This is a genomic window from Mycobacterium sp. NGS41 (assembly GCF_059812725.1).
Genome location: NZ_JCALDF010000043.1, coordinates 1 through 23,186, shown reverse-complemented (window position 1 = coordinate 23,186; position 23,186 = coordinate 1). Strand labels below are relative to the sequence as shown.

The window sequence follows — 23,186 nt, the reverse complement described above, 5'->3', positions numbered from 1 at the left end:
GGTGGCCGTGCATCTGAATAAGGTCAGGCCGCCCCACCCGTCGAAGCCCACCAACTGTCCGCGAGTTCGCCGTGGGCCACCAGGACCGAGGGGCCGCGCAGGTAGCTGGTGGCGTTGGTGACGGTGACCACGACGTCACCGCCCGGCACACGCACGGTGAGCGTCCCGGTGTCCGCGCCGGTGAAGGCCAGCGCGGCGACGGCGGCCGCGACTGTCCCCGTGCCGCACGACCGGGTTTCCCCCACCCCGCGCTCGTGCACGCGCATCCGAACCATTCCGGCCTCGGGCGCGGTGAGGACTTCGACGTTGACACCGTCGGGAAACTGAGCCGTATCGAAGCTGACGGGCGCCGCGACATCCAGGGCCGCAAGCTCGTCGGGAGTCAGCTGCGGATCCACGCACGCCAGATGCGGGTTGCCCACGTCGACCGCCATGCCCGTGAACCGTCTGCCACCAACGACGGCGTCAAGGGCCTCAAGAGCCTTAGTACCCTCGACCGCGCTCAGCCGGTTGGCCTTGCCCATGTCGACGGTCACATCGGCGTTGAGCGCGTCGACGCGGTGCACGGTGACCAGCCGCGGGCCGGCCAGCGACCCGACGACGAACTCGTCGCGCGGCTCCAAGCCGGCTGCGCGCAGGTAGTGAGCGAAAACCCGCACGCCGTTGCCGCACATTTGCGCGATCGACCCGTCGGCGTTGCGGTAGTCCATGTACCAGTCGTAGGCGCTGACGCCGTCGGGCAGACGCTCGAGCGAACCGGCGCGCAGGGCCGCACCCGCGGTGGTGACCCGCAGCACCCCGTCGGCGCCCAGTCCCCGTCGCCGGTCGCACAGCGCAACTACCCGGGCAGCGGTGAGCTCCAGCTCGGCTTCGACGTCGGGCAGCAGCACGAAGTCGTTCTGGGTGCCGTGGCCCTTCGCGAAGCGCATGCGATCAGGATATGTTCCGCCACAACCGCAACGCCTCCTCGGCGATGCGGTCGGACCCTTCTGCCGCGTCGAGCCAATGGATCCGGTGGTCGCGGCGGAACCAGGATCGCTGACGTCGGACGTAACGACGAGTGCCCACGAAGGTCTGCTGCTGTGCGGCACGCAATCGCTCTTCAAGGCCGGCTTCAGAGATATCGTCCAAGGCTGCGATCACCTGCGCGTAGCCCAGCGCGCGCGACGCGGTGACCCCGTCGCGCAGGCCGACGCGCAGCAGCGCACGCACCTCCTCGACCAGGCCGCGTTCGAACATCACGTCGGTGCGCCGGGCCAGTCTTTCGTCGAGAATCGATGTCGCACAGTCCAATCCGACGATGACGGTATCCCACCGCGGAGCGCCGATGCGTGGCGCGGACGCGGCAAACGGCCGGCCGGTGAGTTCCATCACCTCGAGCGCCCGCACCGTGCGCCGCGCGTCGGTCGGCAGGATCGACGCTGCCGCGGCCGGATCGCGGCTGGCCAGCTCGGCGTGCAGCTTGCCCACCCCGACCTCGGCAAGCCTGCGCTCCCAGCGCACCCGGACGGCGGGATCGGTGGCGGGAAACGACCAGTCGTCGAGCAGCGACTGGACGTAGAGCATCGAGCCGCCCACCACGATCGGCACCGCACCCCTGGCCGCGATCGCCTCGACATCGGCGGCGGCCGCCTGCTGATATCGGGCGACGGTGGCGGTTTCGGTGACGTCCAGGACGTCGAGCTGATGGTGGGGGATCCCGCGACGCTCCTCGACCGGCAGCTTGGCGGTGCCGATGTCCATGCCGCGATAGAGCTGCATCGCGTCGGCATTGACAATTTCGGCGCGGCTGCCGGCCTGGCCCAGCCGCTCGGCGACGTCGAGCGCCAGCTGTGATTTGCCGGTGCCCGTCGGGCCGACGATCGCAAGCGGTTTCACGGCTGCCAAACACCCGCGAAGTAGCCCACCCCGTAGGGCGCTCCACGGTAAAGCTCCTTGGCGGTTCGCGGGCCGGACTCGGTCAGGCCCGCCAGCACCTGAAACGCCACCCTGTCCAGAATCTGGCCGGGCAGTCGGGTCAAGGCCCCGACGTCACCGCTGGCCAGCGCGTCGTCGAGGGCCAGCTGCGCGTCGGCATTGCCGGGGTGGTAGCCGCCGGGAGCGGCGGGGCTCAGGGTGTTGGCTCCGTCGGCCACGATCAGCACACCAATCGGATCGCTCGACTGGTCGAGCTCGGCACGCAGCCGCCTACCGAAGGCCAGCGCGGCATCGACGTCGTGGTCGCTGCGGTAGACGCGGGCGTGGGCGCTGGCCTCGGGCCGGGCCTGACCTCGCACCCAGGCGCCCAACAGCGCGCACAGGGGTAGCTCAGCCGGCTCGCCGGCACCCGGCGACAGGCGCACCCGAACGTCCACGCCGAACCCCGCGAAGGTGCCGGCACAGTCGGGGCCCAGCACCTCGTCTCCGCGGCCGGTTCCCATCACGATCCAGCGGGACGGCAACACACTGGCCGCCGCGATCACCGCGGCCGTCAGGTCGGCCAGCTCGGCGGTGGCGGCGCCGGCGAGTTCGGGAACTAGCACCGGCGCGCACGGAACGATCGCGATGGCGCTCAGCACGTCACCAAACTAACGTCTCGGCTGCGGGCCTATGTCGGGGAACAGGGTCGCAACGCCGGGGCGGTCCCCTCAAGGAGGGAATGTCCGCCGGAAGCGGCGTCCTCACCGAGGGAGTCCTTCGCTTCTTTGCTGTCTTCGCCGGCCTCGGCCACCATCGTCGCGGCTTCGCCGCGGGCCAGCGCCACGGTTGCGAAAACCACCACCGCTATCGCAGCGACCAGCACGACCGCCTCGACGCCGGTGGCTGTCAGCGCCTCCCCGAGCAACGTGATCCCAAGGATGGCGGCCACCACGGGCTTCGCGACGATCATGGTGGGCAGGGAGGCGGTCAGCGCGCCGGCCCGGAAAGCCGACTGCTGGAAGATCATCCCGGCCAACGACACCAGCAGCCAGGGATAGAACTCCGGCGACCGCAGCACGGCCCCGAGGCCGTCGTCGTGCAGCACCTCGACGACCCCCTTGGTCAGGACGGCGAACAGCGCCAGCGACGAACCTGCCACCACCGCCAACAGCACGGCTGCGGCCGGACGACCAGCCAACAGTCGCGCGCCCACCACACACGCCACCAACAGCGGGCCCATCACCGCAGCGACGATGATCCAAGTGTGCAGCGGCGCGCGATGCTCGCCCACGTCCGGGTGGCCGACGATGATGACCACCGCCAGGGCGGCGGCCAGGATGCCCGCCCAGATCCACTCCCAGCGGGTGATCCGGTGATGGGTGATCCGCGCGTAGATCGGCAGGGCGAACAGCAACGTAGTCACCTGCAGCGAGGTCACCATCATCACCGATCCCCAGATCAGCGCCACGGCCTGCAAGGTGTAATTCAGCACCGCCATCGTGCCGCCCAGCCACCAGCGGGCGTCTCGCAACGACAAGCCGAACAGTTTCAGGTGGCCGACATGTTGGTCGTCGGTGATCTCATGCGCGGAGCGCTGGCGGATTACATCGCCGAACGCCGACGCCAGCGCGGCACACAACGCGATCAATGCGGCGATATCAAGCGTCGACACAAACAACCCCCAATTTGACCTCCCACCAGATGTGCCCCCGAGCAACTGCCCGTACACGTGCTCGCCACCACAAATTTCGAAAGTCGCGACCACCACGACCACTGTCGCGTGGCCGCGCGCGGATTACCGCGTCGAGGTGGGGCCAGCCGACCGGCTAACCGTCGCGGGTTCCCGGTTGCCCTGGGCCCAACGCAGATTTGATATCACCCGCGGATCGGTAATGACGGGAATGCGCCCACTCTCGATGGCCTCGTCGGTTACATTCTCGGCCTCACCGCGGGCGAGGGCGTACGTCGCGACAATCACCAGCACCACCCCGGCGGCCACCACGAAAATTCCCGACCGGGTGGTGTGGAACGTCTCGCCGAGCACGACGATGCCGAGGATCGAGCCGACCAGCGGCTTGGCGACGACCGACGTTGGCAAGGAGGCGGTCAGCGAGCCCGCGCGGTATGACGACTGCTGGAAGATCATGCCCGCCGCCGCAGCAGCCAACCAGAAATAGAACTCAGGGGCCAGCAGCAGGGCAACTACACCGCCATGCACCACCTCGACGACCGCCTTGGTGAGCACCGCGAACAACGCCAGCGAGCAACCAGCGACCACGGCGAGCAGCACCGCGGCTATCGAACCCGTCCAGCGCCGGGCACCCAGCACGCAGAAGGCCAGCAACGGCCCCATCACCAGGGCGACCGGGATCCAGGTTTCCAGCGAGCCCCGCGACTCGCCACTGCCCGGGTCGCCGACGGTGACGACTACCGCCAGCGCGACGGCCAACAGGACCGCCCAGGCCCATTCCCGTCGGGTGACCCGAACCTTGGTGAGATACGCATAGATCGGCAGAGCGAACAGCAGCGCGGTGACTTGTAGCGCCGTCACCAGCACCACTGAGCCCAGCGCCAAGGCCGCGGCCTGCAGCACGTAGTTGGCGATTGCCCCGCCGGCGCCCAGCCAATACCGGGTGTCGCGCAACGACAATCGGAACAATTCGAGGTGGCCCACCTCCCGGTCGGTGATTTCCTCCGCGGACCGCTGCCGGAAGACGTTGCCGATCGCGGAGGCGAAGGCCGCAAGGAGGGCGAGAATTACGGCGATGTCCGCTTTTGCCATCAGCGACCACTCCCTTGATATGCGCCCTGAATCCCGCGGCTAACCATGTTCAACCCCTTCTAACGACCTGACCTGTGCGATCGCTATCCCTCAGCGAACGCTGCTGATACCACCAGCGGACCCGAACGGCGTGCCGGTTGTTCGTCGGCGGCGGATTTCTCTCCGGTGGCGAGGGTGGCCGCTTCGCCGCGCGCCAGCGCCGTCGTTGCGACAACCACCACGACAACCGCGGCGGCCAGGACGATCATCGCCGGGCCGTCGGCGCCGAGGGTCTCGCCCAGCAGGATGACCCCCAGCAGCGACGCGACCAGCGGCTCAGCCACTGTCATCGTCGGCAACGACGCAGTGAGCGCGCCGGCGCGGAACGACGACTGCTGAAACACGGTCCCGAGCGCCGCGACCAGCAACCAGAAGTAGAACTCCGGCATGCGCAACACCGCGGCCAGACTCCCCTGAGCGCCACTGCCGAGCACATCGACGACGGCCTTCGTGAGCACCGCGAACAGCGCCCACGACGACGCCGCCACCAGCGCCAGCAGGACGGCGGCCACCCGACCCGGCCAGATTCGGGCGCCCAGCACGCAGAACACCATTGCCGGCCCGATCACCACCGCCACCACTGCCCAGGTCTGCAGCGACGCACGCTGATACCCGGCGGCCGGTTCGCCGACGGCGACGAAAACCGCCACCGACGCGGCCAGCAGCACCGCCCACCCCCATTCGCGGCGGGTCAACCGATGTTTGGTCAGCCAGCTGTAAACCGGCAACGCGAACAGCAGCGCGGTCACCTGGAGTGCCTGCACCAGTACCACCGACCCCAAGCCCAGAGCAACCGCCTGCAGCGCCGCGCTGGCCACGGCGGCCACCCCGCCCAGCCACCAGCGGACATCGCGCAACGACATGCGGAGTAATGCGACGTGTCCGACCCGCTCGTCGGTGATCTCCTGTGCGGACCGCTGACGCACCACATCGCCGACCCCTGATATCAACGCGGCGATCAGCGCAAGCAGCGCCGCGATATCAACGTTCGCTATGGTCACGTCCTCCCAACGACCCGATCTGGCTGCACAGCCCGGAGTTGCACCTGTGCCGCCAACGTACCGGCCTGCTCGGCGTCGCCCTATGGGTCGACAGATGGTGGAACCGATTTGTTATCGGACCCTTAGCATTTGGGGAGCTACCGGATGGTCACGAGTAAGGCACGCGCACATGTTCCGGCAAGCTGCTTGAATACTTGTTGGAAAGAGCCGGTAACAAGGGGCCGCTACGCGCGGCAGAGGCGCGGGATATCGCCGCGCGACGGGTCGCAAAGGTAGGTGACTAAGGCCATGACGGCTGACGAGCCCCGCAGCGGGGATTCTCCGGATTCACCGAAGCCTGGGCCCCGTCCGGGACCGCGGCCCGGTCCCCGGCCGGCGCCGCGACCCTCCGCGCACCCGGTCGTCGTGGCGCCGCACAGCGATCCACACCAGTTCGGGCGCGTCGACGACGACGGCACTGTCTGGCTGATCACCGCGTCCGGCGAGCGCATCATCGGGTCGTGGCAGGCCGGTGACCGGGAGGCCGCGTTCGCCCATTTCGGCCGGCGATTCGACGACTTGAGCACCGAGATCACGTTGATGGAGGAACGGCTGACGTCGGGGACCGGCGATGCCCGCAAGATCAGGGCCAATGCGGCCGCGCTGGCCGAGACATTGCCGACGGCGTCCGTGCTGGGCAATGTCGATGCGCTCACGGAGCGCTTGACGAATCTGCTGGCCCGCATCGACGTCATCGTCGCCGCGGTTCGCTCCCGGCGGGAGGTGCATCGGGCCGAGCAGACCGCGCGCAAGGAGGCATTGGCCGCCGAGGCCGAGGACCTGGCCACCAACTCGACCCACTGGAAGGTCGCCGGCGATCGGTTGCGCGCAATCCTCGACGAGTGGAAGACGATCACCGGCCTGGACCGCAAGGTCGACGACGCGCTGTGGAAGCGCTATTCGGCGGCCCGTGAGACGTTCAACCGGCGGCGCGGGTCGCACTTCGCCGAGTTGGACCGGGAGCGGTCGGGGGTCCGGCAGTCGAAGGAGCGACTCTGCGAGCGGGCCGAAGAGCTTTCCGCATCGACGGACTGGACGGCCACCAGCGCCGAATTTCGCAAGCTGCTGACCGAGTGGAAGGCCGCGGGGCGCGCGACCAGGGATGTCGACGACGCGCTGTGGCGTCGGTTCAAGGGCGCCCAGGACACATTCTTCACCGCTCGCAACGCCGCGACGGCCGAGAAAGACGCGGGGCTGCGGGCCAATGCCACGGCCAAAGAGGCGCTGCTCGCCGAAGCGGAAAAGCTTGACACCAGCAACCTCGACGCCGCCAGGGCGGCCCTGCGCTCGATCACCGACAAGTGGGACGCGATCGGCCGAGTACCGCGGGAACGGAGCGCCGACTTGGAGCGGCGGCTGCGGGCCGTCGAGAAGAAGCTGCGCGACGCCGGCGAATCCGGTTGGGCCGACCCTCAGGCTCAGGCCCGTGCCGAGCAGTTTCGGAACCGCGCCGAGCAGTTCGCACAGCAGGCCGAGAAGGCTGCGGCGGCGGGCCGGACGAAAGAAGCCGAGGAGGCCAGGGCCAACGCCGACCAGTGGCGGCAGTGGGCTGATGCCGCCGCCGAAGCGCTGACCCGCAGGTTTTAGCGGTCTTCGTCGTCGGCGGGCGCGCCGGGGGCATCAGGACCGCCGGCATCGGGGCCGTCGGCATCCGGGCTGTCGGCATCCCGAGCGTCGCGGGCGTCCGGGTTGTCCCCCAGGCTGTCCAGCAGCGTCCTGGACTGTTGCTGCGCAACGACCCGGCGCCGCTGCTCCTCGGCCGCGAGTTGCACGATGGTGCGCGACCACACCACGCGGGTCCAATGGAACGTCAGCACGATCACCGTGAACCACGCGACGAAAAGCCCCACGCCCGGGCCGGGATGACCGGCAGCCACGGTCTGGCGCGACCAGATAGCCAGTAGTCCCGCGCCGCAGGCCACCGCCGAGCCGGCCAGCGCCACCCAGGCCAGCGCCCAACGTCGCGTCAGCAGCGCCAGCATCGAGAAGCCGACGCCGAACACCAAGGCCAGCCAGGCGAACACCCGCGACGGCAACGCCACCGCGGCCGCTCCGGCGCCGTGACTGCTGAACAGCACATCCCAGCCCCGGACATTGCCGGTGTGCGACAGCGCAAACGATCCCAACAGCACGAACACCAGGATCGCCACCACGAAACCCCGTGGGCCAGGCTCGATCTCACGAGCGACCCGGCGTTCCGCCGCCTCGATTTCGGACCGGAAGGCGTCGAAGTCGGCCCCGTTGCGGTCTGCGTTCATCGGGCGCATCCGAGCGGTTCGGTCGACTCGGCCGGCCGGCCGACGCCGGGGATGCCGAGACCGGTGGCGCCCGGGCCGCGCTGCCCGGCGGCGTGCGCCTCACCGGCACGCGTGCGGCGGTGAGTCAGGATGCCGGCGTCCGCGATGAGATGGTGCGGCGCGGCGTCCGTGACCGTCGTGGTGATGATGTCGCCCGGCAGCACTTCGTCATCCCAGGGTGGGTTCAAGGCGAAGTGCACCAGCCGGCCGTCGCGCGCCCGGCCGGTCATCCGCGCGGTGCGGGCATCCTTGCGTCCCTCGCCGGTGGCGACGAGCAGTTCGACCTCCTGCCCGACGATGGCTCTGTTGGCCTCCAGCGAGATCTGCTCCTGCAGCTCGACCAGCCGCTCATAGCGTTCCTGCACAACTGATTTCGGCAGCTGCCCGTCAAGTTCTGCGGCGGGTGTGCCCGGCCGCTTCGAGTACTGGAAGGTGAACGCCGCCGCGAACCGGGCCTGCCGCACGACGTCGAGGGTGGCCGCGAAGTCCTCTTCGGTCTCGCCCGGGAAGCCCACGATCAGATCGGTGGTGATGGCCGCGTGTGGCATGGCCGCCCGAACCCGCTCGATGATGCCCAGATAGCGCTCGGCACGGTAGGACCGCCGCATGGCACGCAGCACCCGGTCGGAACCGGACTGCAGCGGCATGTGCAGTGCGGGGCAGACGTTCGGTGTCTGCGCCATCGCCTCGATGACGTCGTCGGTGAACTCGGCGGGATGCGGGGAGGTGAACCGCACGCGTTCCAGCCCATTGATACGTCCGCAAGCCCGCAGCAACTCGGCAAAGGCACCACGATTGCGGGGCAGCGCCGGATCGGCGAAGGAGACGCCGTAGGCGTTGACGTTCTGGCCCAGCAGAGTGACCTCGACCACGCCGTCGTTTACCAGCGACTGCACTTCGGCCAGGACGTCGGCCGGGCTGCGATCCACCTCTTTGCCCCGCAGCGACGGGACGATGCAAAACGTGCAGCTGTTGTTGCACCCGACGGAGATGGAAACCCAAGCAGCGTATGCGGATTCGCGTGCACTCGGCAACGATGACGGGAACTGCTGTAGCGCCTCGGCGATTTCCAGCTGGGCGGTCCTGTTGTGACGGGCCCGGTCCAGCAGCGTAGGCAGCGACCCGATGTTGTGCGTGCCGAAGACGACGTCGACCCACGGCGCCTTGCGCAGCACGACGTCTCGGTCCTTCTGGGCCAGGCAGCCGCCGACCGCGATCTGCATGTCGGGATTGGTTCGTTTGCGTGGCGCCAGGTGGCTGAGATTGCCGTACAGCTTGTTGTCGGCGTTCTCCCGTACGGCGCAGGTGTTGAAGACCACCACGTCGGCGTCGGCACCTTCAGCTGCCCGCTGGTAGCCGGCCGCTTCGAGCAGCCCGGCCAGCCGCTCGGAGTCGTGGACGTTCATCTGGCAGCCGTAGGTGCGCACCTGGTAGGTACGCGCCGACGCGGCCACTGCCGCGGCGTCTGGGGCCACGGCCGCGTCTGGGGCCACCATCGAACTCACGGGGCCATGGTACGGCGATAGGGTCCCCGCGACCGCTTCGGCTAAGCTCAGCCGCCCACGACCGCGGGGCTACACGCTGCGGCGCTCGAGCTCCAGGTGCAGCTGGGCGCCGACCACGTCGGAGGCCAATGCCTGGTCGTAGCCACGCCGTGCCAGCATCGCGATCAGCCGGCGGGCCACTCGCATCTGGTCGCCGTCCAGCCTCTCCCGACGCAGCTTGGCCTGGACCAGCTGCTCTGCCCGCTCCCGCTCGAGACCGGCGTCGATCCCAGCCAGCACCTTGGTGATCACGTCGTTGTCGACGCCCTTGGTGTGCAGCTCGGCGGCCAAAGCGCGTCTGCCCTTACCGGCACTGGATCGGCGCGCCTGCACCCATTGTTCGGCGAAAGCGGCGTCGTCGACCAACCCGACGCTGGAGAGCCGGTCCAACACCCGGTCGCTGACATCGTTGGGGTATCCACGTTTGACCAGCTGGCGGGATAACTCGGCCCGCGTACGCGACCTCGCTGTGAGCAGGCGCAGGCACAGCGCCCGCGCCTGCTCTTCGCGAGACGGCTCAGAAATCGACGGGGGCGGGCAGGACTTCGTCATCGGTCACGACCGCGCCAATGCCAAGCTTTTCCTTGATCTTCTTCTCGATCTCGTTGGCCACGTCGGCGTTCTCCATCAAGAAGGTACGGGCGTTCTCCTTGCCCTGACCGAGTTGCTCACCCTCGTAGGTGAACCAGGAACCGGACTTGCGGATAAAGCCCTGATCCACGCCCATATCGATGAGCGAGCCCTCCCTGCTGATGCCCCTGCCGTAGAGGATGTCGAATTCGGCCTGCTTGAACGGCGGCGACACTTTGTTCTTGACGACCTTGACCCGGGTGCGGTTGCCGACCGCATTGGTGCCGTCCTTGAGTGTCTCGATCCGGCGCACGTCCATGCGTACCGACGCGTAGAACTTCAAAGCCTTTCCGCCCGTGGTCGTTTCGGGTGAGCCGAACATCACTCCGATTTTCTCGCGAAGCTGGTTGATGAAGATCGCGGTGGTTCCCGAGTTATTCAGCGCGCCAGTCATTTTCCGCAACGCCTGGCTCATCAGCCGGGCCTGCAGGCCGACATGGCTGTCCCCCATCTCGCCTTCCAGCTCCGCGCGTGGCACCAATGCGGCCACCGAGTCGATGACCAGAATGTCCAGTGCACCGGAGCGGATCAGCATGTCGGCGATCTCGAGGGCCTGTTCACCGGTGTCCGGCTGGCTGACCAGCAGAGAATCGGTGTCGACGCCGAGTTTCTTGGCGTATTCCGGGTCCAGTGCGTGCTCGGCGTCGATGAACGCCGCGACGCCGCCGGCGGCCTGGGCATTGGCCACCGCGTGCAGCGCGACGGTGGTCTTACCCGAGGACTCCGGGCCGTAGATCTCCACGACGCGGCCGCGTGGCAGGCCACCGATGCCCAAGGCCACATCCAGTGCGATGGACCCGGTCGGAATGACAGAGATCGGTTGACGCATCTCGTCGCCGAGACGCATCACCGAGCCTTTGCCGTAACTCTTTTCGATCTGTGCTATCGCCAGTTCGATAGCCTTCTCGCGGTCGGGGGCTTGCGTCATGGTGCCTCTCCTGTAGTCGGTGTTCGGTGACCGGTATCGGTCGGTTAGCCGTGACACTAGAGAAGGCCACCGACAAGTCGAGTCTCCGAATGATCACCACAGTAGCCGAACACCTGTTCGACTCAAGGAGACACGCCGCGTGTGGCAATATCAGCTGCGAAAAGGCGCTGGCAGAGGTCGTCAAGGTCGAGGAACCGGCGCGGTACCGAGCTGAGGCGGGATTTCCCCGGGAGGAGCGGTCCGGCATGGACATCTCTTCCGAGCTGGCCGAAGTATCTTCCTACGGAGGGTTTTTCGCGCTAACCGTGGGCGGCGAGGCAACGGGATGGCATCCGGTCAGCCGGTCCTACGCAGACGGCTTCGCCGACTTGATCGACGCCACCGTCGCGCGCTACCACACGACGGACTTGCGCATCGGCGCTTCGCTGGTTCATCTCGGCCATGCCGCCCGGCTGTGGTCGCCCGTGCTGGCGTGCGTGCTGGGCCATGGCGTCATCCCGGATCTGACGGACCTTCAGCGCGCCGACGAGGGGACGCAGCTCCGCCTGCCCGAACCCGTCGGCGAAGCCGTCCACTCACCCTCGGCGGACCTGTTGTATCGCGTTGTCGTAGAACAGCATATGGAGCCGCTGGCGGCCGGTCTGCGGGTCAAGCTGGCACCCGACTTATTGTCGGGCAACATCGCGTCCGCGCTCGTCGGAGCGTCGCGGGCACTGCTTTCGGCACGGCCCGATTTACGCCTCCTGATTCTCGGCATCACCGAGACCCTGCTGGACACCGGCCGGCTCGCCGGGTCCGGCGTGGTCCTGGGCCCCGACCTGAACTTCCGACGTCGCAGCTGCTGCCTCTTCTATCGCCTGCCCAATGGAGGCAAGTGCGGCGATTGTGCGCTGTAGGCCTTCGAGCCTTCGTTGAGTGTGAATCCTGGGCTTTGACGGTGTACTCAGGGCGGTCAAATCGCGATTTCCCCGCCCAGGATTCACCCGCGAAGCCCTCAGTTCACAGCCGACGCCGCCAGTTCACGCCCGAAGCCGCCGAAGCCGCCGAAGCCCCCAAAAGCCCCAAAGCCCCATAGCCCCGGGGCGCAGTCACCACTGATCGCGCGGCACGTCGAAGTCGACGCACAATGCCCGCCAGACATCGCGGGGCTCGACCCCGTCTTCGATCGCCTGCGCGGCGGTACGGCCGTCGAATCCGTTCAGCACATGGTCGACCAGCACCGAGGCACCGTATGTCGCGCCGAATCGCAGGACTACACGCTCGTGGAACTCCGTCAGCCGCACGTCAGCCAACATACCCAGCAGATCAGCCGGCTAACGCAAGCGCTTCGTGGCAGACCCGCACCGGATCGGCCACCCCGCCGATGCCGGCGGCAGCCTTGCGCGCGGCCTCGCGATACCCCGGCGACGACAGCACCTCGCCCACCGCGGCCACCAGCGCGTCGGCGGTCAGCGGCCGGATCAGCCGCGCACTCCCCTGGCGCACCACTCGATTGGCCATCTCCCATTGATCGCCGCCGCCGGGAACCACCACCAGCGGCACTCCGGCCAGCAACGTCTTGGCCACCATGCCGTGACCCCCGCCGCAGACCACCACGTCGGCATGGGTCAACAGCTCGGACTGGCGACCCAGCCCGGCCACCGCCCAAGGCGGCACCGTCAGATCCTCGCCTCCCAGCCGGGACACCACCAGCCGAGAGCCCGGCGGCAACGTGTCGCCGGGCGTCAGGCAGTGCAGCGCGAGCTCGGCCAGGCCGGTGGTCCCGGTCATCGCCGTCGACGGCGCCACCACCACCACTGGTCCGGAGCCGTCGGGAATCTCCAGCACCCGGTCGGTCGGCTCGAAGTGCAGCGGACCCACCACCACCGCCTCAGGCGGCCAATCCGGACGCGGAACTTCCAAAGCGGGCAGGGTCGCTATCAGCCGTCGCAGCGGCCCCGGGTCGCGGGCCGGCAGCCCGATCTCGACTCGCACTGCCGCCCGCTGACGCAGGCCCGCGCGCCACGAGCGCGCCGTGAACGCCCGCATGGTGGCATCTCGCAGCCGGCCGCGGATACCGGTACCCGGTGCTAGCCCGCTGCCTATCGGCGGCAGGCCCTTCGACGGCAGGTACAGCGGATGCGGGTTGAGCTCGATCCACGGCATGCCCAGCAGCTCGGCAGCCATACCACCGCCCGCGGTGATGACGTCGGACACCACCAGATCGGGCGCCAGGTCGCGCAACGCCGGCACGTTGAGCACGGCCATCCGGGCGGCGCGCCGGTGAATCCGGGCCCCCGCGTCCAGATCTTCGTCGGTCGCCACCAGTCCGTCCAGCTCGACGGCATCAATGCCGGCGTCGCGGGCGGTCTCGAGCCATTCCACGCCGGTGAACAGCGTGGACTTGTCGCCCGTCGCCTGGAACCGCTGGCACAGCGCGATCGCCGGAAATGAGTGCCCGGGATCCGGGCCGGCGACCACTGCCACGCGCACGCGCCCTACCCTGCCACAGCGCTCCGCCCGTAGGCTGGCGACCATGACCGAGCTGACACAGACAACCGACGAAAACACCCGCACGGTCGAGGCTTTCCTGAATGCCCTGCAGGCGGAGGACTTCGAGACCGTAAGCGCATTGTTCGACGACGACCTCGTCTACGAGAATGTCGGGTTTTCGAAGATCCGGGGCGGGCGACGAACCGCACAGCTGATGAGCAGGATGCAAGGCCGCGTGGGGTTCGAGGTGAAGGTCCACCGCATTGCCGCCGACGGCAGTGCGGTGCTCACCGAACGCACCGACGCGCTCATCATCGGACCGGTGCGGCTCCAGTTCTGGGTCTGCGGGATCTTCGAGGTGCGCAATGGGCGAATCACCCTGTGGCGCGACTACTTCGACACCTACGACTTTCTCAAGGCGATCGTGCGCGGCCTGGTCGCGGTGGTAGTGCCGTCGCTGCGGCCGACGCTCTAGCACCATGAGCGGCGATACCGGCCGCACCAAGCCGAACGTCTTGCAGTACATCCGCTACTGCTACGGGGCCCGGCTGCCCGACTCGATGCTCGACTGGGTGCGCAACGATCTGGCGGGCAAGGGCGCCGCCGGCCGGATGATGATCCGCGTGGCGGTACCCGCCCTGATCGTGCTCGCGCCGTTCTGGCTGATCCCGACGACGCTGGAAGTCCACCTGAGCATGACGCTGCCGATTTTCATTCCGTTCGTCTACTTCTCGCATGCGCTGAACAAGATCTGGCGCCAGCACATGCTGCGCGTGCACGGTCTGGACCCCGAGCTGGTCAACGAGCGGGCCCGCCAGCGCGATGCGCACAAGCATCAGGCATACATTGACCGCTACGGCCCGCGGCCCGACTCAGAGCCGCCTACCGGAACCAATCACTCGTCCTGATGGTGGCGACCCGCTTCGCCCGGCTCACGCCGCGCTCGCGATCGCCACTCGTCCCGATGGAGTCCGCTGAGTTCGTCGAAGGCCTGCGCCCAGCCGACCAGACGATCGGTGGCGTCGACCAACTCGGCGCGGTAGCGCTGCTGCGAAAAGCCGACAGCGCCGGGACCCGACCCGTCCTGACCGTTCGCCGAAGAGACCAATTGCGCTGCGGCGGTGACCATTACGTTGTACTGACGAACGCCTTCGCTGAGCTGCGCTGTGTACGTGTTGATCGTGGGTGCCAGATGCGACCGCGACGATTCGGCGTAATACGCCGCCCGCTCCATCGACACCACCTGGGCGGCGGTGGCACCCATGGCTGCCGATGTCTGGTTGGCCGCGGCGGTCAGGTCACGAATCTCGGCCGTCGGCAATATCGCACCACGCTCCATGACGCCCAACAGCGAGAAGAACCCGCCTTCGGAGGCGCCCAGCGCGGACATCGCGGGCCGCGCCGCCGAGCCGGGCGGGGGCAGCCGGCGGAGGTTCGCCGGCCGCGGCGCCGGCAGCGGCTCCTTGCGCAGCCAGCGGTAGCGAATCAGCAACAGCGTCGCCGGAATGGCCTCGCCCGCCGCGATCAGCAGCGGGATCAACAACACCCAGAATGGCGTGCTCCACGAAGCCAGCAACATCGTCACCAGTCCCCAGAACACCACCCCGGCAGCGAATATCAGCCCCCACCGCAACGCGCGGCGACGACGGCGCAGGCCCCGGGCCCGCGGATCGATCACGGCGTTGACCTTCGCGGCAACCAGTTCGGACAAGTCGCCGACGGTGTCAAAACCGCGCCGGAGCAATTCGCGCCATTGCCCGTCCTGGATCGTTTTCACCGTCATCTGGGACCCTCCGTGTGACTACTGACCAAACGGCTTCTCGGCTACCGGACCGCGGGTAGGGTCGGCGGCCGCCGGAGTTGCCGGGGTGGCGCCTGGAGCAGCCCCAGCCCCGCCCGTCGGCAACGATTCCCCGCGCATCGAGGCGCGGATCTGTTCCAACCGTGAATGGCCGGCCATCTCCACGCCGGCCTGCTGGACCTCGAGCATGCGCCCCTGAACGGAGCTCTGCGCAAGCTCAGCCTGCCCCAGCGCGTTGGCGTAACGGCGTTCGATCTTGTCGCGCACCTCGTCGAGGCTCGGGGTGTTGCCCGGTGCGGCGATCTCGCTCATCGACCGCAGCGACTTGCTGACCTGCTCCTGCATCTTGGCCTGCTCGAGCTGGCTGAGCAGCTTGGTGCGCTCGGCGATCTTCTGCTGCAGCACCATCGCGTTCTGCTCGACCGCCTTCTTGGCCTGGGCCGCCGCGCCGAGTGCCTGGTCATGCAGCGTCTTGAGGTCTTCGACGCTTTGCTCAGCCGTTACCAGTTGGGCGGCGAAAGCCTCGGCGGCGTTGTTGTACTCGACGGCCTTGGCGGCGTCCCCGGCGCCGGTGGCCTGGTCGGCCAACGTCAGCGCCTGGCGCACGTTGACCTGGAGCTTCTCGATGTCGGCCAACTGCCGGTTGAGCCGCATCTCCAGCTGCCGCTGGTTGCCGATCACCTGCGCCGCTTGCTGCGTCAGCGCCTGATGCGTGCGTTGCGCTTCCTCGATGGCCTGCTGAATCTGCACTTTGGGGTCAGCGTGCTCGTCAATCTTGGCGTTGAACAGCGCCATGAGGTACTTCCACGCTTTGACGAACGGATTGGCCATGAGTTAGCTCCGCCTTCGCTTCCTGGTGTGCCTTGTCCTAGGCGCCTGTGTGGGCTGCTTACCCTGCCGCTCAATTTAGTGCGTCAGCGGCGATCTCCCCACCCTTGGTGCGCTTCTGCTGGTCTGCGCTGCCTCCTTGGGCACTCAGGCCATCGCCAGGGACACGACGGGAGGAATGACAACCTTTGTGCTGGCGTCAATCGTAGGACCGCCCACCGACTTGCCAGGCTCGGCGTAAGCCGCGTGTTCCTTCCGGGCCATTTGCTCGCCGGCACCGATGAGCACCGCCGACAGCGGCAGCTCCAGCGCGTCGCAGATGGCGTTGAGCAGCTCGCTGGACGGCTCCTTCCGGCCGCGCTCGACCTCCGACAGATACCCGAGGCTCACCCGTGCCGAGTCGGATACCTCGCGCAGCGTCCGGCCCTGCGACGTCCGGGCCCGGCGCAGCACGTCGCCGATGACCTCGCGCACCAATAGCCCCATGAAGCTCTCCCTTATCGAGTCACGCATGCATCCGAAATCAACAGTCATCAGGTGAACGCGGGCAGCCGTGCCGTTGGTTCCCCGATCAGCGGGGTGTCTGTCGAACTTCCCTGACCGCCGAGGCCACGTAGTCGATGCCGGTGACGATGGTGAGCACGACCGCGATTGCCATCACCACCACGGCCGACACGTGCAGCGCGCCCGACAGCGGCAAGATGAACAACCCGATTGCCACCGCCTGAGTCAGGGTCTTGAGTTTGCCGCCCCAGCTCGCGGGGATGACACCGCGCCGAATCACCGACAACCGCAACACGGTCACCGCAACCTCGCGGGCAAGGATGAGAATCGTGACCCACCACGGCAACTCGTGCAGCATCGACAGGCCGATCAGCGCCGCGCCGATCAGGGTTTTGTCGGCGATCGGATCGACGAACGCGCCGAATTCGGTTGCCATGCCATAGTTGCGGGCCAGCTGGCCGTCCAACCGATCGGTAAAGCAGGCAACAGCGAATATCGCCCATGCAACGATGCGGGCCGAGGTGATGTGGCCGCCCCCGTAGAACAGCGCCATCAGGAAAATCGGCACCATCACCAGCCGCAAGCCGGTCAGCACGTTAGCCAGGTTGGCGATGCGGGCGCGGCTCCCTATGGAACCCGTTTGAGGCTGCCCCGGCACCGCAACAGAATAACGGGCGACCTGCTCATCCGTCCCAGATGTCGATACTGTTACCCGTGACGGAAAGCCAACGCGACTACCGGCCGCTGGTTCGGCGCGCGCGAACCTCTGACGTCCCCGCGATTAAGCAACTCGTCGACACCTATGCGGGAAGAATCCTGCTGGAAAAGAACCTCGTGACGCTGTATGAGGCGGTTCAGGAGTTCTGGGTGGCCGAACACCCCGAACACGCAGGCCATGTGGTCGGTTGCGGAGCGCTGCACGTCTTGTGGTCCGATCTCGGCGAAATCCGCACTGTGGCGGTCGACCCGGCCGTGACCGGCCACGGCATCGGCCACGCGATCGTCAACCGGCTACTCGAGGTCGCACGTGAGCTGGAGCTGAAGCGGCTGTTCGTGTTGACCTTCGAAACCGAGTTCTTCGGCCGCCACGGCTTCGCCGAGATCGAGGGCACACCGGTCACCGCGGAGGTGTTCGAGGAGATGTGCCGCTCCTACGACATCGGCGTGGCCGAATTCCTGGACCTGAGCTACGTCAAGCCCAACATCCTGGGCAACTCCCGAATGCTGTTGGTGCTTTAGCGCGTGAAGTCTGACGGCCGGAATTTCCCCTCGAACAGCTTGCCTTCGATCTCCTCTAGGCTCCTACCGGTGAGGTCGGGCATGCGGAAGTACACGAAGATCCACGCCGCCACGTTGAACAACGCGTAGAGCCACATCGAGTACCCAGGCCCGATCGCTTTGATAAGCGACAGCATCGTCAGTGTGATGAGCAGGTTGGTCGCCCACAGCGTCGCCGACTGTACGGCGGTGGCCGCCGGTCGCACCGCCAGCGGATAGGTCTCCGAGCCGGTCAGCCAGCCCATCAGCTGCAGACCACCGGCATTGAACAGCATGAAGACGACTAGGCAGACGATGATGTGCGGGACCACATCGCTACCGCTGTTGCTGGTGACGAAGAACAAGCCCAGCACGAACAGGCTCATCGCCGCGCCCGGCACCATGATGAGGGTGAGCCGGCGCCGACCCACCCGGTCGATGATGGCCAACCCGACCAGTTGGGCGATCAGGTATGCCGCACCCAAGCCCACCGACACCTGCAGAGCCACGTAGCTGTACACGCCGTCGTTGGTCAAGATGGTCGGGGAATAATAGATGATCATCTCGATGCCGCTGAGCTGGGTGAACACCGCGATTCCGCAGCCCAGGACCAGGGCCGGGCGCACCCAGGCGTCGCGCAGCCCGCGCCACCCGCGGGTGCTGGCCGTGCGTTCGACGCGCGCGAGTTCGGTCGCTTCGTCCAACTCGACGTTCACGTCGTAGCCGTCGGGCCGGACGTGTTCCAGCACGGCTCGTGCGGCGTTTCGATCACCCTGCTTGACCAGCCAACGCGGACTTTCCGGGAGGCGCAGCAACAGCCACAGCATGATACCGGCGGGTACGCACGCGATTGCGATCGCCCCTCGCCACGAGATCGAGTTGGCGACCCCGCCGAGGGTAGCGATGAAGAGGCCCACCCCGATGGCGATTTGGAAGCACAGCACCAACCGTCCCCGGTAGGCAGGCGGAGAGAGCTCGGCGACATACATCGGTGCCGTCTGCGTGGCCCCGCCGACCGCGAAGCCCAGGACCAGCCGTCCCAGCGATAGCACAACGGAATTGGACGCGTCGGAGGACCACAGCGCGCCGACGATGAACACCACCGAAAGCATCAACAATGTGCCGCGCCGGCCGCACCGATCGGAAAGCCAGCTGCACGTCAATGCCCCGACGACGGCGCCGAACAGGATGCTGGCGGCGACCATCTGCTTCAAGCCCGCGGTGAGGTTGAATTCGTCGGTGAGCTCCAACAGAGCCCAGGAGATGACGCCGGTGTCGTAGCCGTAGAGCATGCCTGAGATCGCCGAGACGAGCGCGATGATGACCACGGCGCCCGTCAGTTGCTTGCCCGCCGCCGCGCCGGTGCCAGCTGTGCTTCGCGACGCTTCCGCGTCGCCCATCCCGGCGCTGTCAGCCGAATCGCTCTCCTCGCGCAATCCGGCCTTTCGAGAGAGCCAACTCGCCACGGTCATGACCTCATCGCGACCGGTTCTGGTCGGCGGGCCGGCCGGGCATCGTCTTCGCCTCCCTGCCAGCTGCTCGGATTTCATGGTCGCTCGCCGTGGTCTTCTCGTGACGGCGGATACGCGTTTGCCGCTGTGCGATCAAGGTATTCGCGTACCCAGCGGTTCCGTCCAGACCCATCGGGCGCGTCCGGGGAGCGCCCGCGTAGACCGTACTACAACGACTTTGGTACAGCGAGCAGCGGACGAAAAAGCACCTCGTTTCGGCACGAAATGGGTGCCTCTACGTCTGCTCGCCGGACTCGTCCCCGGTGCCCCGGATCGCCGCCAGCGTCGCCGCCAGCTCGTCGGGCTTGACCAGCACCTCGCGGGCCTTCGACCCTTCGCTGGGCCCGACGATGCCGCGGGTCTCCATCAGGTCCATCAACCGTCCGGCCTTGGCGAAGCCCACCCGCAGCTTGCGCTGCAACATCGACGTGGAGCCGAACTGGCTGGACACCACCAGCTCCACGGCCTGCAGGAACACATCCATGTCGTCGCCGATGTCGGGGTCCCTACCATCGGAGTCGGTCCGCTCCCCGGTCGGCTTGGCGGTGGTCACGCCCTCGGTGTACTCGGGCTCGGCCTGGTCCTTGCAGGCGGCGACGACGGCGTGAATCTCCTCGTCGGTGATGTAGGCGCCCTGCAGCCGGACGGTCTTACTCGCGCCCATCGGCAGGAACAGGGCATCGCCCATGCCGATCAGCTTTTCCGCGCCGGCCTGGTCCAGGATCACCCGGCTGTCGGTGAGCGACGACGTCGCGAACGCCAGCCGGGAGGGCACGTTGGTCTTGATGAGCCCGGTGACCACGTCGACCGACGGTCGCTGTGTGGCCAAGACCAGGTGGATGCCCGCTGCCCGCGCCTTCTGCGTGATCCGCACAATGGCGTCCTCGACGTCGCGCGGTGCGGTCATCATCAGGTCGGCCAGCTCGTCGACGATCGCGACGACGTAGGGGTACGGCCGGTACTCGCGCTGGCTGCCCAGCGGCGTCGTGATGGCACCGGATCGCACCTTCTCGTTGAAGTCGTCGATGTGGCGCACCCGGGACGCCTGCATGTCCTGGTAGCGCTGCTCCATCTCCTCGACCAGCCACGCTAATGCGGCCGCCGCCTTCTTCGGCTGGGTGATGATCGGCGTGATCAGATGCGGAATGCCTTCGTATGGCGTCAGTTCCACCATCTTCGGGTCGATCAGGATCATCCTGACCTCTTCCGGCGTGGCCCGCGTCAGCAGCGACACCAGCATGGAGTTGACGAAGCTGGACTTACCCGATCCGGTGGAGCCGGCGACCAACAGGTGCGGCATTTTGGCCAGGTTGGCGGAGATGAAGTCCCCTTCGATGTCCTTACCCAACCCGATCACCAGCGGATGGTCGTCGCGGCGGGTCGGCGGCGCGGTGAGCACGTCGGCCAGCCGAACCATCTCCCGGTCGGTATTGGGCACCTCGATGCCCACCGCGGACTTGCCGGGGATCGGAGCCAGCATGCGCACGCTCTCGGTGGCCACCGCGTAGGCGATGTTCTTCTGCAGCGCAGTGATCTTTTCGACTTTGACGCCCGGCCCCAGCGAGACCTCGTAGCGGGTGACAGTGGGTCCACGGGTGCAGCCGGTGACCGCGGCGTCGACCTTGAACTGCGTGAGCACCTCGCCGATGGCGCCGACCATGTGGTTGTTGGCCGCGCTGCGCTTCTTGGGCGGGTCGCCGGCCACCAGCAGGTTCAGCGACGGCAGTGTGTAGAGACCCTCGACGGACCGGGTCTCCTGTTTGCGGGCGCGACGGCGTGTTCGCGCGACGACCGGATCCGGAACGGTGGGCGTGTCGTCCTCGATGTCAGCCGACGGCCAGGCCTGCGGCTCGTCGTCGAAAGACTGGTCGTAGTAGCCGTCCGAGAAGTCCTCGCGTGGGGTGTCCTGCTCTTCCAAGGCATCCGGCTCGTCGTAGACCTCGTAGTCGTCGTCGACGTCATCGCGCTGGAACAGTCGGGTGCCGAACATGGCGCGCACCGCATCGGGCACTTCGCGGATCGTGGTCCCGGTCAGCAGCAGCAGGCCGAACAGCGCGCCGATGAACAACAGCGGCGCGGCGATCCAGGCCGTCAACCCGTCCGACAGCGGCCCGCCGATGGCGAAACCGATGAACCCGGCCGCGCGCTGACGCGACGCCGGAGCCTCCGGCGACCCCGCCCACAGGTGGCACAGGCCCAGCAGGGAAAGCGCAATCAGGCTGGAGCCGAGGATCAGCCGGGGCCGCGCCTCCGGATTGGGCTCGGTCCGCATCAGGACTACCGCCACGGCGGCGGTGACCACCGGCAGGACCATGACGGCTGAGCCGATGAACGTCCGCAGCACGATGTCCACCCAGGCCCCGACCGGCCTGGCGGCGTCGAACCACGAGCTTGCGGCGACGACGACGGCGAGACCCAACAGAACCAGCGCGATTCCGTCGCGGCGATGTCCCGGCTCGATGTCGCGGGCTCTGCCCATAGAGCGCGCCGCACTGCCGGTGCCCCGGGCCGCCATCAGCCACGTCGCGCGCATGGCCCGGCCCCCCGCCAGCCCGGCGGCGACTAGCACCGACCGATTCCGGCGCCGGGCGGGCCGGCTCGCCGCCCGCTTGGGCCGGCCGGCTCTCTTGCGGGGGGCCGCTGGTCGCCCACTTCGGGCGGAACCCCGGGAAGTGGCCCTTGACCTGCTCGTTCGGGTGCCGGAGCGGGCGACGGTCTTACTAGCCATGCGCGCAAGCGTAGTCGCAATTACCTCATATGCACCAACCGCCACACTGGTAACGGAGCGGTACTCCCCATGTGGCCGTCCCGTTGCCCGAGATGCGTGAGTAGGGTGGCAAACGGTTACCAAAGTCCCGCACCAATCCAGCCGCCGCAGCACGCCGCCACAGGAGGCCGCCCTATGCCCGTCGTCGTCGTTGCCACCATGACCGTCAAGCCCGAATCGGTCGACACCGTCCGCGACATCCTGACCACCGCAGTTCAAGAGGTGCACGACGAACCCGGCTGTCAGCTGTACTCACTGCACCAGACCGGCGAGACCTTCGTCTTCGTTGAGCAATGGGCCGACCCCGAGGCGCTCAAGGCGCACAGCACGGCGCCCGCGATCGGCAAGATGTTCGCCGCCGCCGGTGAGCACCTAGCCGGCCCGCCGGACATCAAGATGCTGGAGCCTGTCCCGGCCGGCGATTCAGGCAAAGGCCAGCTCCGCCCCTGATGGCCCGGCCGCTGGAAGGCCCGCTCGAGGGCCGGGTCGCTTTCATCACCGGGGCCGCGCGCGGTCAGGGTCGCGCTTACGCGGTCCGGCTGGCGTCGCACGGCGCGAACGTGATCGCCGTCGACCTGTGCGAGCCGATCACCAGCGTGCCCTATCCGCTGGGCACCAGGGAGGACCTCGCGGCCACGGTCAAGCTCGTCGAGGACACCGGCGCCCGCATCGTAGCCACAAAGGCAGACGTCCGCGATCGCGCAGCACTGGCCGCCGCGCTGCAGGCAGGCCTCGACGAGTTCGGCCGGCTCGACATCGTCGTCGCCAACGCCGGAATCGCGCCCATGCAGTCCGCCGACGGTTGGCGCGACGTCATCGACGTCAACCTCACCGGCGCTTATCACACGGTGGACGTCGCGGTGCCGACCATGGTCAAGCAGGGCACC

At 67.6% G+C, this 23,186-nt stretch carries 23 protein-coding genes and 2 pseudogenes; 7 read left to right on the top strand and 18 right to left on the bottom strand.

The features are described 5' to 3' along the window. Positions 1-23: 23 nt before the first annotated feature. From dapF to AC5Y21_RS24200, 6 genes are all read right to left on the bottom strand, one after another. Positions 24-929: a diaminopimelate epimerase gene (gene dapF, locus AC5Y21_RS24225; protein WP_499916346.1), complete on the bottom strand. Its 906-nt coding sequence runs from the start codon at positions 927-929 to the stop codon at positions 24-26. Positions 930-933: 4 nt separating this feature from the next. Then, positions 934-1,878 (bottom strand): tRNA (adenosine(37)-N6)-dimethylallyltransferase MiaA, encoded by a 945-nt coding sequence (gene miaA / locus AC5Y21_RS24220; protein ID WP_499916344.1) that lies wholly within the window; start codon positions 1,876-1,878, stop codon positions 934-936. Beyond that, entirely contained in the window at positions 1,875-2,558 is a 684-nt protein-coding gene (locus AC5Y21_RS24215) for a class III extradiol ring-cleavage dioxygenase family protein (RefSeq protein ID WP_499916342.1), read from the bottom strand. Before AC5Y21_RS24215 ends, miaA begins: the two co-directional genes overlap by 4 nt. A 29-nt stretch (positions 2,559-2,587) precedes the next feature. Then, positions 2,588-3,571 (bottom strand): DMT family transporter, encoded by a 984-nt coding sequence (locus AC5Y21_RS24210; RefSeq protein ID WP_499916340.1) that lies wholly within the window; start codon positions 3,569-3,571, stop codon positions 2,588-2,590. 123 nt (positions 3,572-3,694) lie between these two features. After that, positions 3,695-4,681 (bottom strand): DMT family transporter, encoded by a 987-nt coding sequence (locus AC5Y21_RS24205; RefSeq protein ID WP_499916338.1) that lies wholly within the window; start codon positions 4,679-4,681, stop codon positions 3,695-3,697. 83 nt (positions 4,682-4,764) lie between these two features. After that, positions 4,765-5,715 (bottom strand): DMT family transporter, encoded by a 951-nt coding sequence (locus AC5Y21_RS24200; RefSeq protein ID WP_499916375.1) that lies wholly within the window; start codon positions 5,713-5,715, stop codon positions 4,765-4,767. Positions 5,716-6,009: 294 nt separating this feature from the next. Here AC5Y21_RS24200 and AC5Y21_RS24195 point away from each other — a divergent pair, with 294 nt between their 5' ends. Next, positions 6,010-7,347, top strand: coding sequence for a DUF349 domain-containing protein (locus AC5Y21_RS24195; protein WP_499916336.1), 1,338 nt, complete (start codon positions 6,010-6,012; stop codon positions 7,345-7,347). Here the strand turns inward: AC5Y21_RS24195 and AC5Y21_RS24190 are convergent. The 4 genes from AC5Y21_RS24190 to recA all read right to left on the bottom strand — a co-directional run bounded on the left by AC5Y21_RS24190 (position 7,344) and on the right by recA (position 11,159). Beyond that, entirely contained in the window at positions 7,344-8,018 is a 675-nt protein-coding gene (locus AC5Y21_RS24190; protein ID WP_499916334.1) for an Rv2732c family membrane protein, read from the bottom strand. The genes AC5Y21_RS24195 and AC5Y21_RS24190 overlap by 4 nt on opposite strands. Beyond that, positions 8,015-9,553: a tRNA (N6-isopentenyl adenosine(37)-C2)-methylthiotransferase MiaB gene (miaB, locus tag AC5Y21_RS24185; protein WP_499916373.1), complete on the bottom strand. Its 1,539-nt coding sequence runs from the start codon at positions 9,551-9,553 to the stop codon at positions 8,015-8,017. Before miaB ends, AC5Y21_RS24190 begins: the two co-directional genes overlap by 4 nt. Positions 9,554-9,631: 78 nt before the next feature. Continuing rightward, complete coding sequence (gene recX, locus AC5Y21_RS24180) at positions 9,632-10,153, bottom strand: recombination regulator RecX (protein ID WP_499916332.1); 522 nt, start codon at positions 10,151-10,153, stop codon at positions 9,632-9,634. Further along, entirely contained in the window at positions 10,119-11,159 is a 1,041-nt protein-coding gene (recA, locus tag AC5Y21_RS24175; protein WP_499916330.1) for a recombinase RecA, read from the bottom strand. The genes recX and recA overlap by 35 nt, the downstream gene beginning before the upstream one ends. 245 nt (positions 11,160-11,404) lie before the next feature. On the opposite strand from recA, the gene AC5Y21_RS24170 reads away from it, so the two are divergent. Continuing rightward, positions 11,405-12,055 carry a (2Fe-2S)-binding protein gene (locus AC5Y21_RS24170; protein ID WP_499916371.1) on the top strand — a complete coding sequence of 217 codons (651 nt, stop codon included), beginning with the start codon at positions 11,405-11,407 and terminating at the stop codon, positions 12,053-12,055. 192 nt (positions 12,056-12,247) lie between these two features. On the opposite strand, the gene AC5Y21_RS24165 is transcribed toward AC5Y21_RS24170, so the two are convergent. Together AC5Y21_RS24165 and AC5Y21_RS24160 are read right to left on the bottom strand one after the other, a co-directional pair. Continuing rightward, positions 12,248-12,442: a DUF3046 domain-containing protein gene (locus AC5Y21_RS24165; RefSeq protein ID WP_499916328.1), complete on the bottom strand. Its 195-nt coding sequence runs from the start codon at positions 12,440-12,442 to the stop codon at positions 12,248-12,250. A 22-nt stretch (positions 12,443-12,464) separates the two neighbouring features. Next, a complete protein-coding gene (locus AC5Y21_RS24160; protein ID WP_499916326.1) occupies positions 12,465-13,631 on the bottom strand; it encodes a glycosyltransferase in 1,167 nt (388 codons plus the stop codon). A 43-nt stretch (positions 13,632-13,674) separates the two neighbouring features. Between AC5Y21_RS24160 and AC5Y21_RS24155 the strand changes: the two genes are divergently transcribed. Both AC5Y21_RS24155 and AC5Y21_RS24150 read left to right on the top strand, forming a co-directional pair. Then, entirely contained in the window at positions 13,675-14,106 is a 432-nt protein-coding gene (locus AC5Y21_RS24155) for a limonene-1,2-epoxide hydrolase family protein (RefSeq protein WP_499916324.1), read from the top strand. A gap of 4 nt (positions 14,107-14,110) precedes the next feature. Further along, positions 14,111-14,539 (top strand): DUF5313 domain-containing protein, encoded by a 429-nt coding sequence (locus AC5Y21_RS24150; RefSeq protein WP_499916322.1) that lies wholly within the window; start codon positions 14,111-14,113, stop codon positions 14,537-14,539. A 53-nt stretch (positions 14,540-14,592) separates the two neighbouring features. Here AC5Y21_RS24150 and pspM read toward each other — a convergent pair. The 4 genes and pseudogenes from pspM to pgsA form a co-directional block, all read right to left on the bottom strand. Beyond that, positions 14,593-15,414: pseudogene (pspM, locus tag AC5Y21_RS24145) on the bottom strand (phage shock envelope stress response protein PspM); the annotation flags it as partial. An 18-nt stretch (positions 15,415-15,432) separates the two neighbouring features. Next, positions 15,433-16,263: a phage shock protein PspA gene (gene pspA, locus AC5Y21_RS24140; RefSeq protein WP_499916320.1), complete on the bottom strand. Its 831-nt coding sequence runs from the start codon at positions 16,261-16,263 to the stop codon at positions 15,433-15,435. A gap of 144 nt (positions 16,264-16,407) precedes the next feature. Next, entirely contained in the window at positions 16,408-16,746 is a 339-nt protein-coding gene (clgR, locus tag AC5Y21_RS24135) for a transcriptional regulator ClgR (RefSeq protein WP_499916318.1), read from the bottom strand. Positions 16,747-16,831: 85 nt separating this feature from the next. Next, positions 16,832-17,422: a CDP-diacylglycerol--glycerol-3-phosphate 3-phosphatidyltransferase gene (gene pgsA / locus AC5Y21_RS24130; protein WP_499916316.1), complete on the bottom strand. Its 591-nt coding sequence runs from the start codon at positions 17,420-17,422 to the stop codon at positions 16,832-16,834. A gap of 56 nt (positions 17,423-17,478) precedes the next feature. Here pgsA and AC5Y21_RS24125 point away from each other — a divergent pair, with 56 nt between their 5' ends. Continuing rightward, a complete protein-coding gene (locus AC5Y21_RS24125; RefSeq protein ID WP_499916314.1) occupies positions 17,479-18,003 on the top strand; it encodes an amino-acid N-acetyltransferase in 525 nt (174 codons plus the stop codon). On the opposite strand, the gene AC5Y21_RS24120 is transcribed toward AC5Y21_RS24125, so the two are convergent. Both AC5Y21_RS24120 and AC5Y21_RS24115 read right to left on the bottom strand, forming a co-directional pair. After that, entirely contained in the window at positions 18,000-19,421 is a 1,422-nt protein-coding gene (locus AC5Y21_RS24120; RefSeq protein WP_499916369.1) for a sugar porter family MFS transporter, read from the bottom strand. The two genes, AC5Y21_RS24125 and AC5Y21_RS24120, sit on opposite strands and share 4 nt — an antisense overlap. Before the next feature lie 346 nt (positions 19,422-19,767). After that, a pseudogene (locus AC5Y21_RS24115) lies at positions 19,768-22,329 on the bottom strand (DNA translocase FtsK); the annotation flags it as partial. Between the two features lie 105 nt (positions 22,330-22,434). Here AC5Y21_RS24115 and AC5Y21_RS24110 point away from each other — a divergent pair. Next, positions 22,435-22,749, top strand: coding sequence for a putative quinol monooxygenase (locus tag AC5Y21_RS24110; RefSeq protein WP_499916312.1), 315 nt, complete (start codon positions 22,435-22,437; stop codon positions 22,747-22,749). Next, positions 22,749-23,186: SDR family NAD(P)-dependent oxidoreductase (locus AC5Y21_RS24105; RefSeq protein ID WP_499916310.1), on the top strand; the 438-nt coding region annotated here is incomplete at its 3' end. The genes AC5Y21_RS24110 and AC5Y21_RS24105, both read left to right, overlap by 1 nt.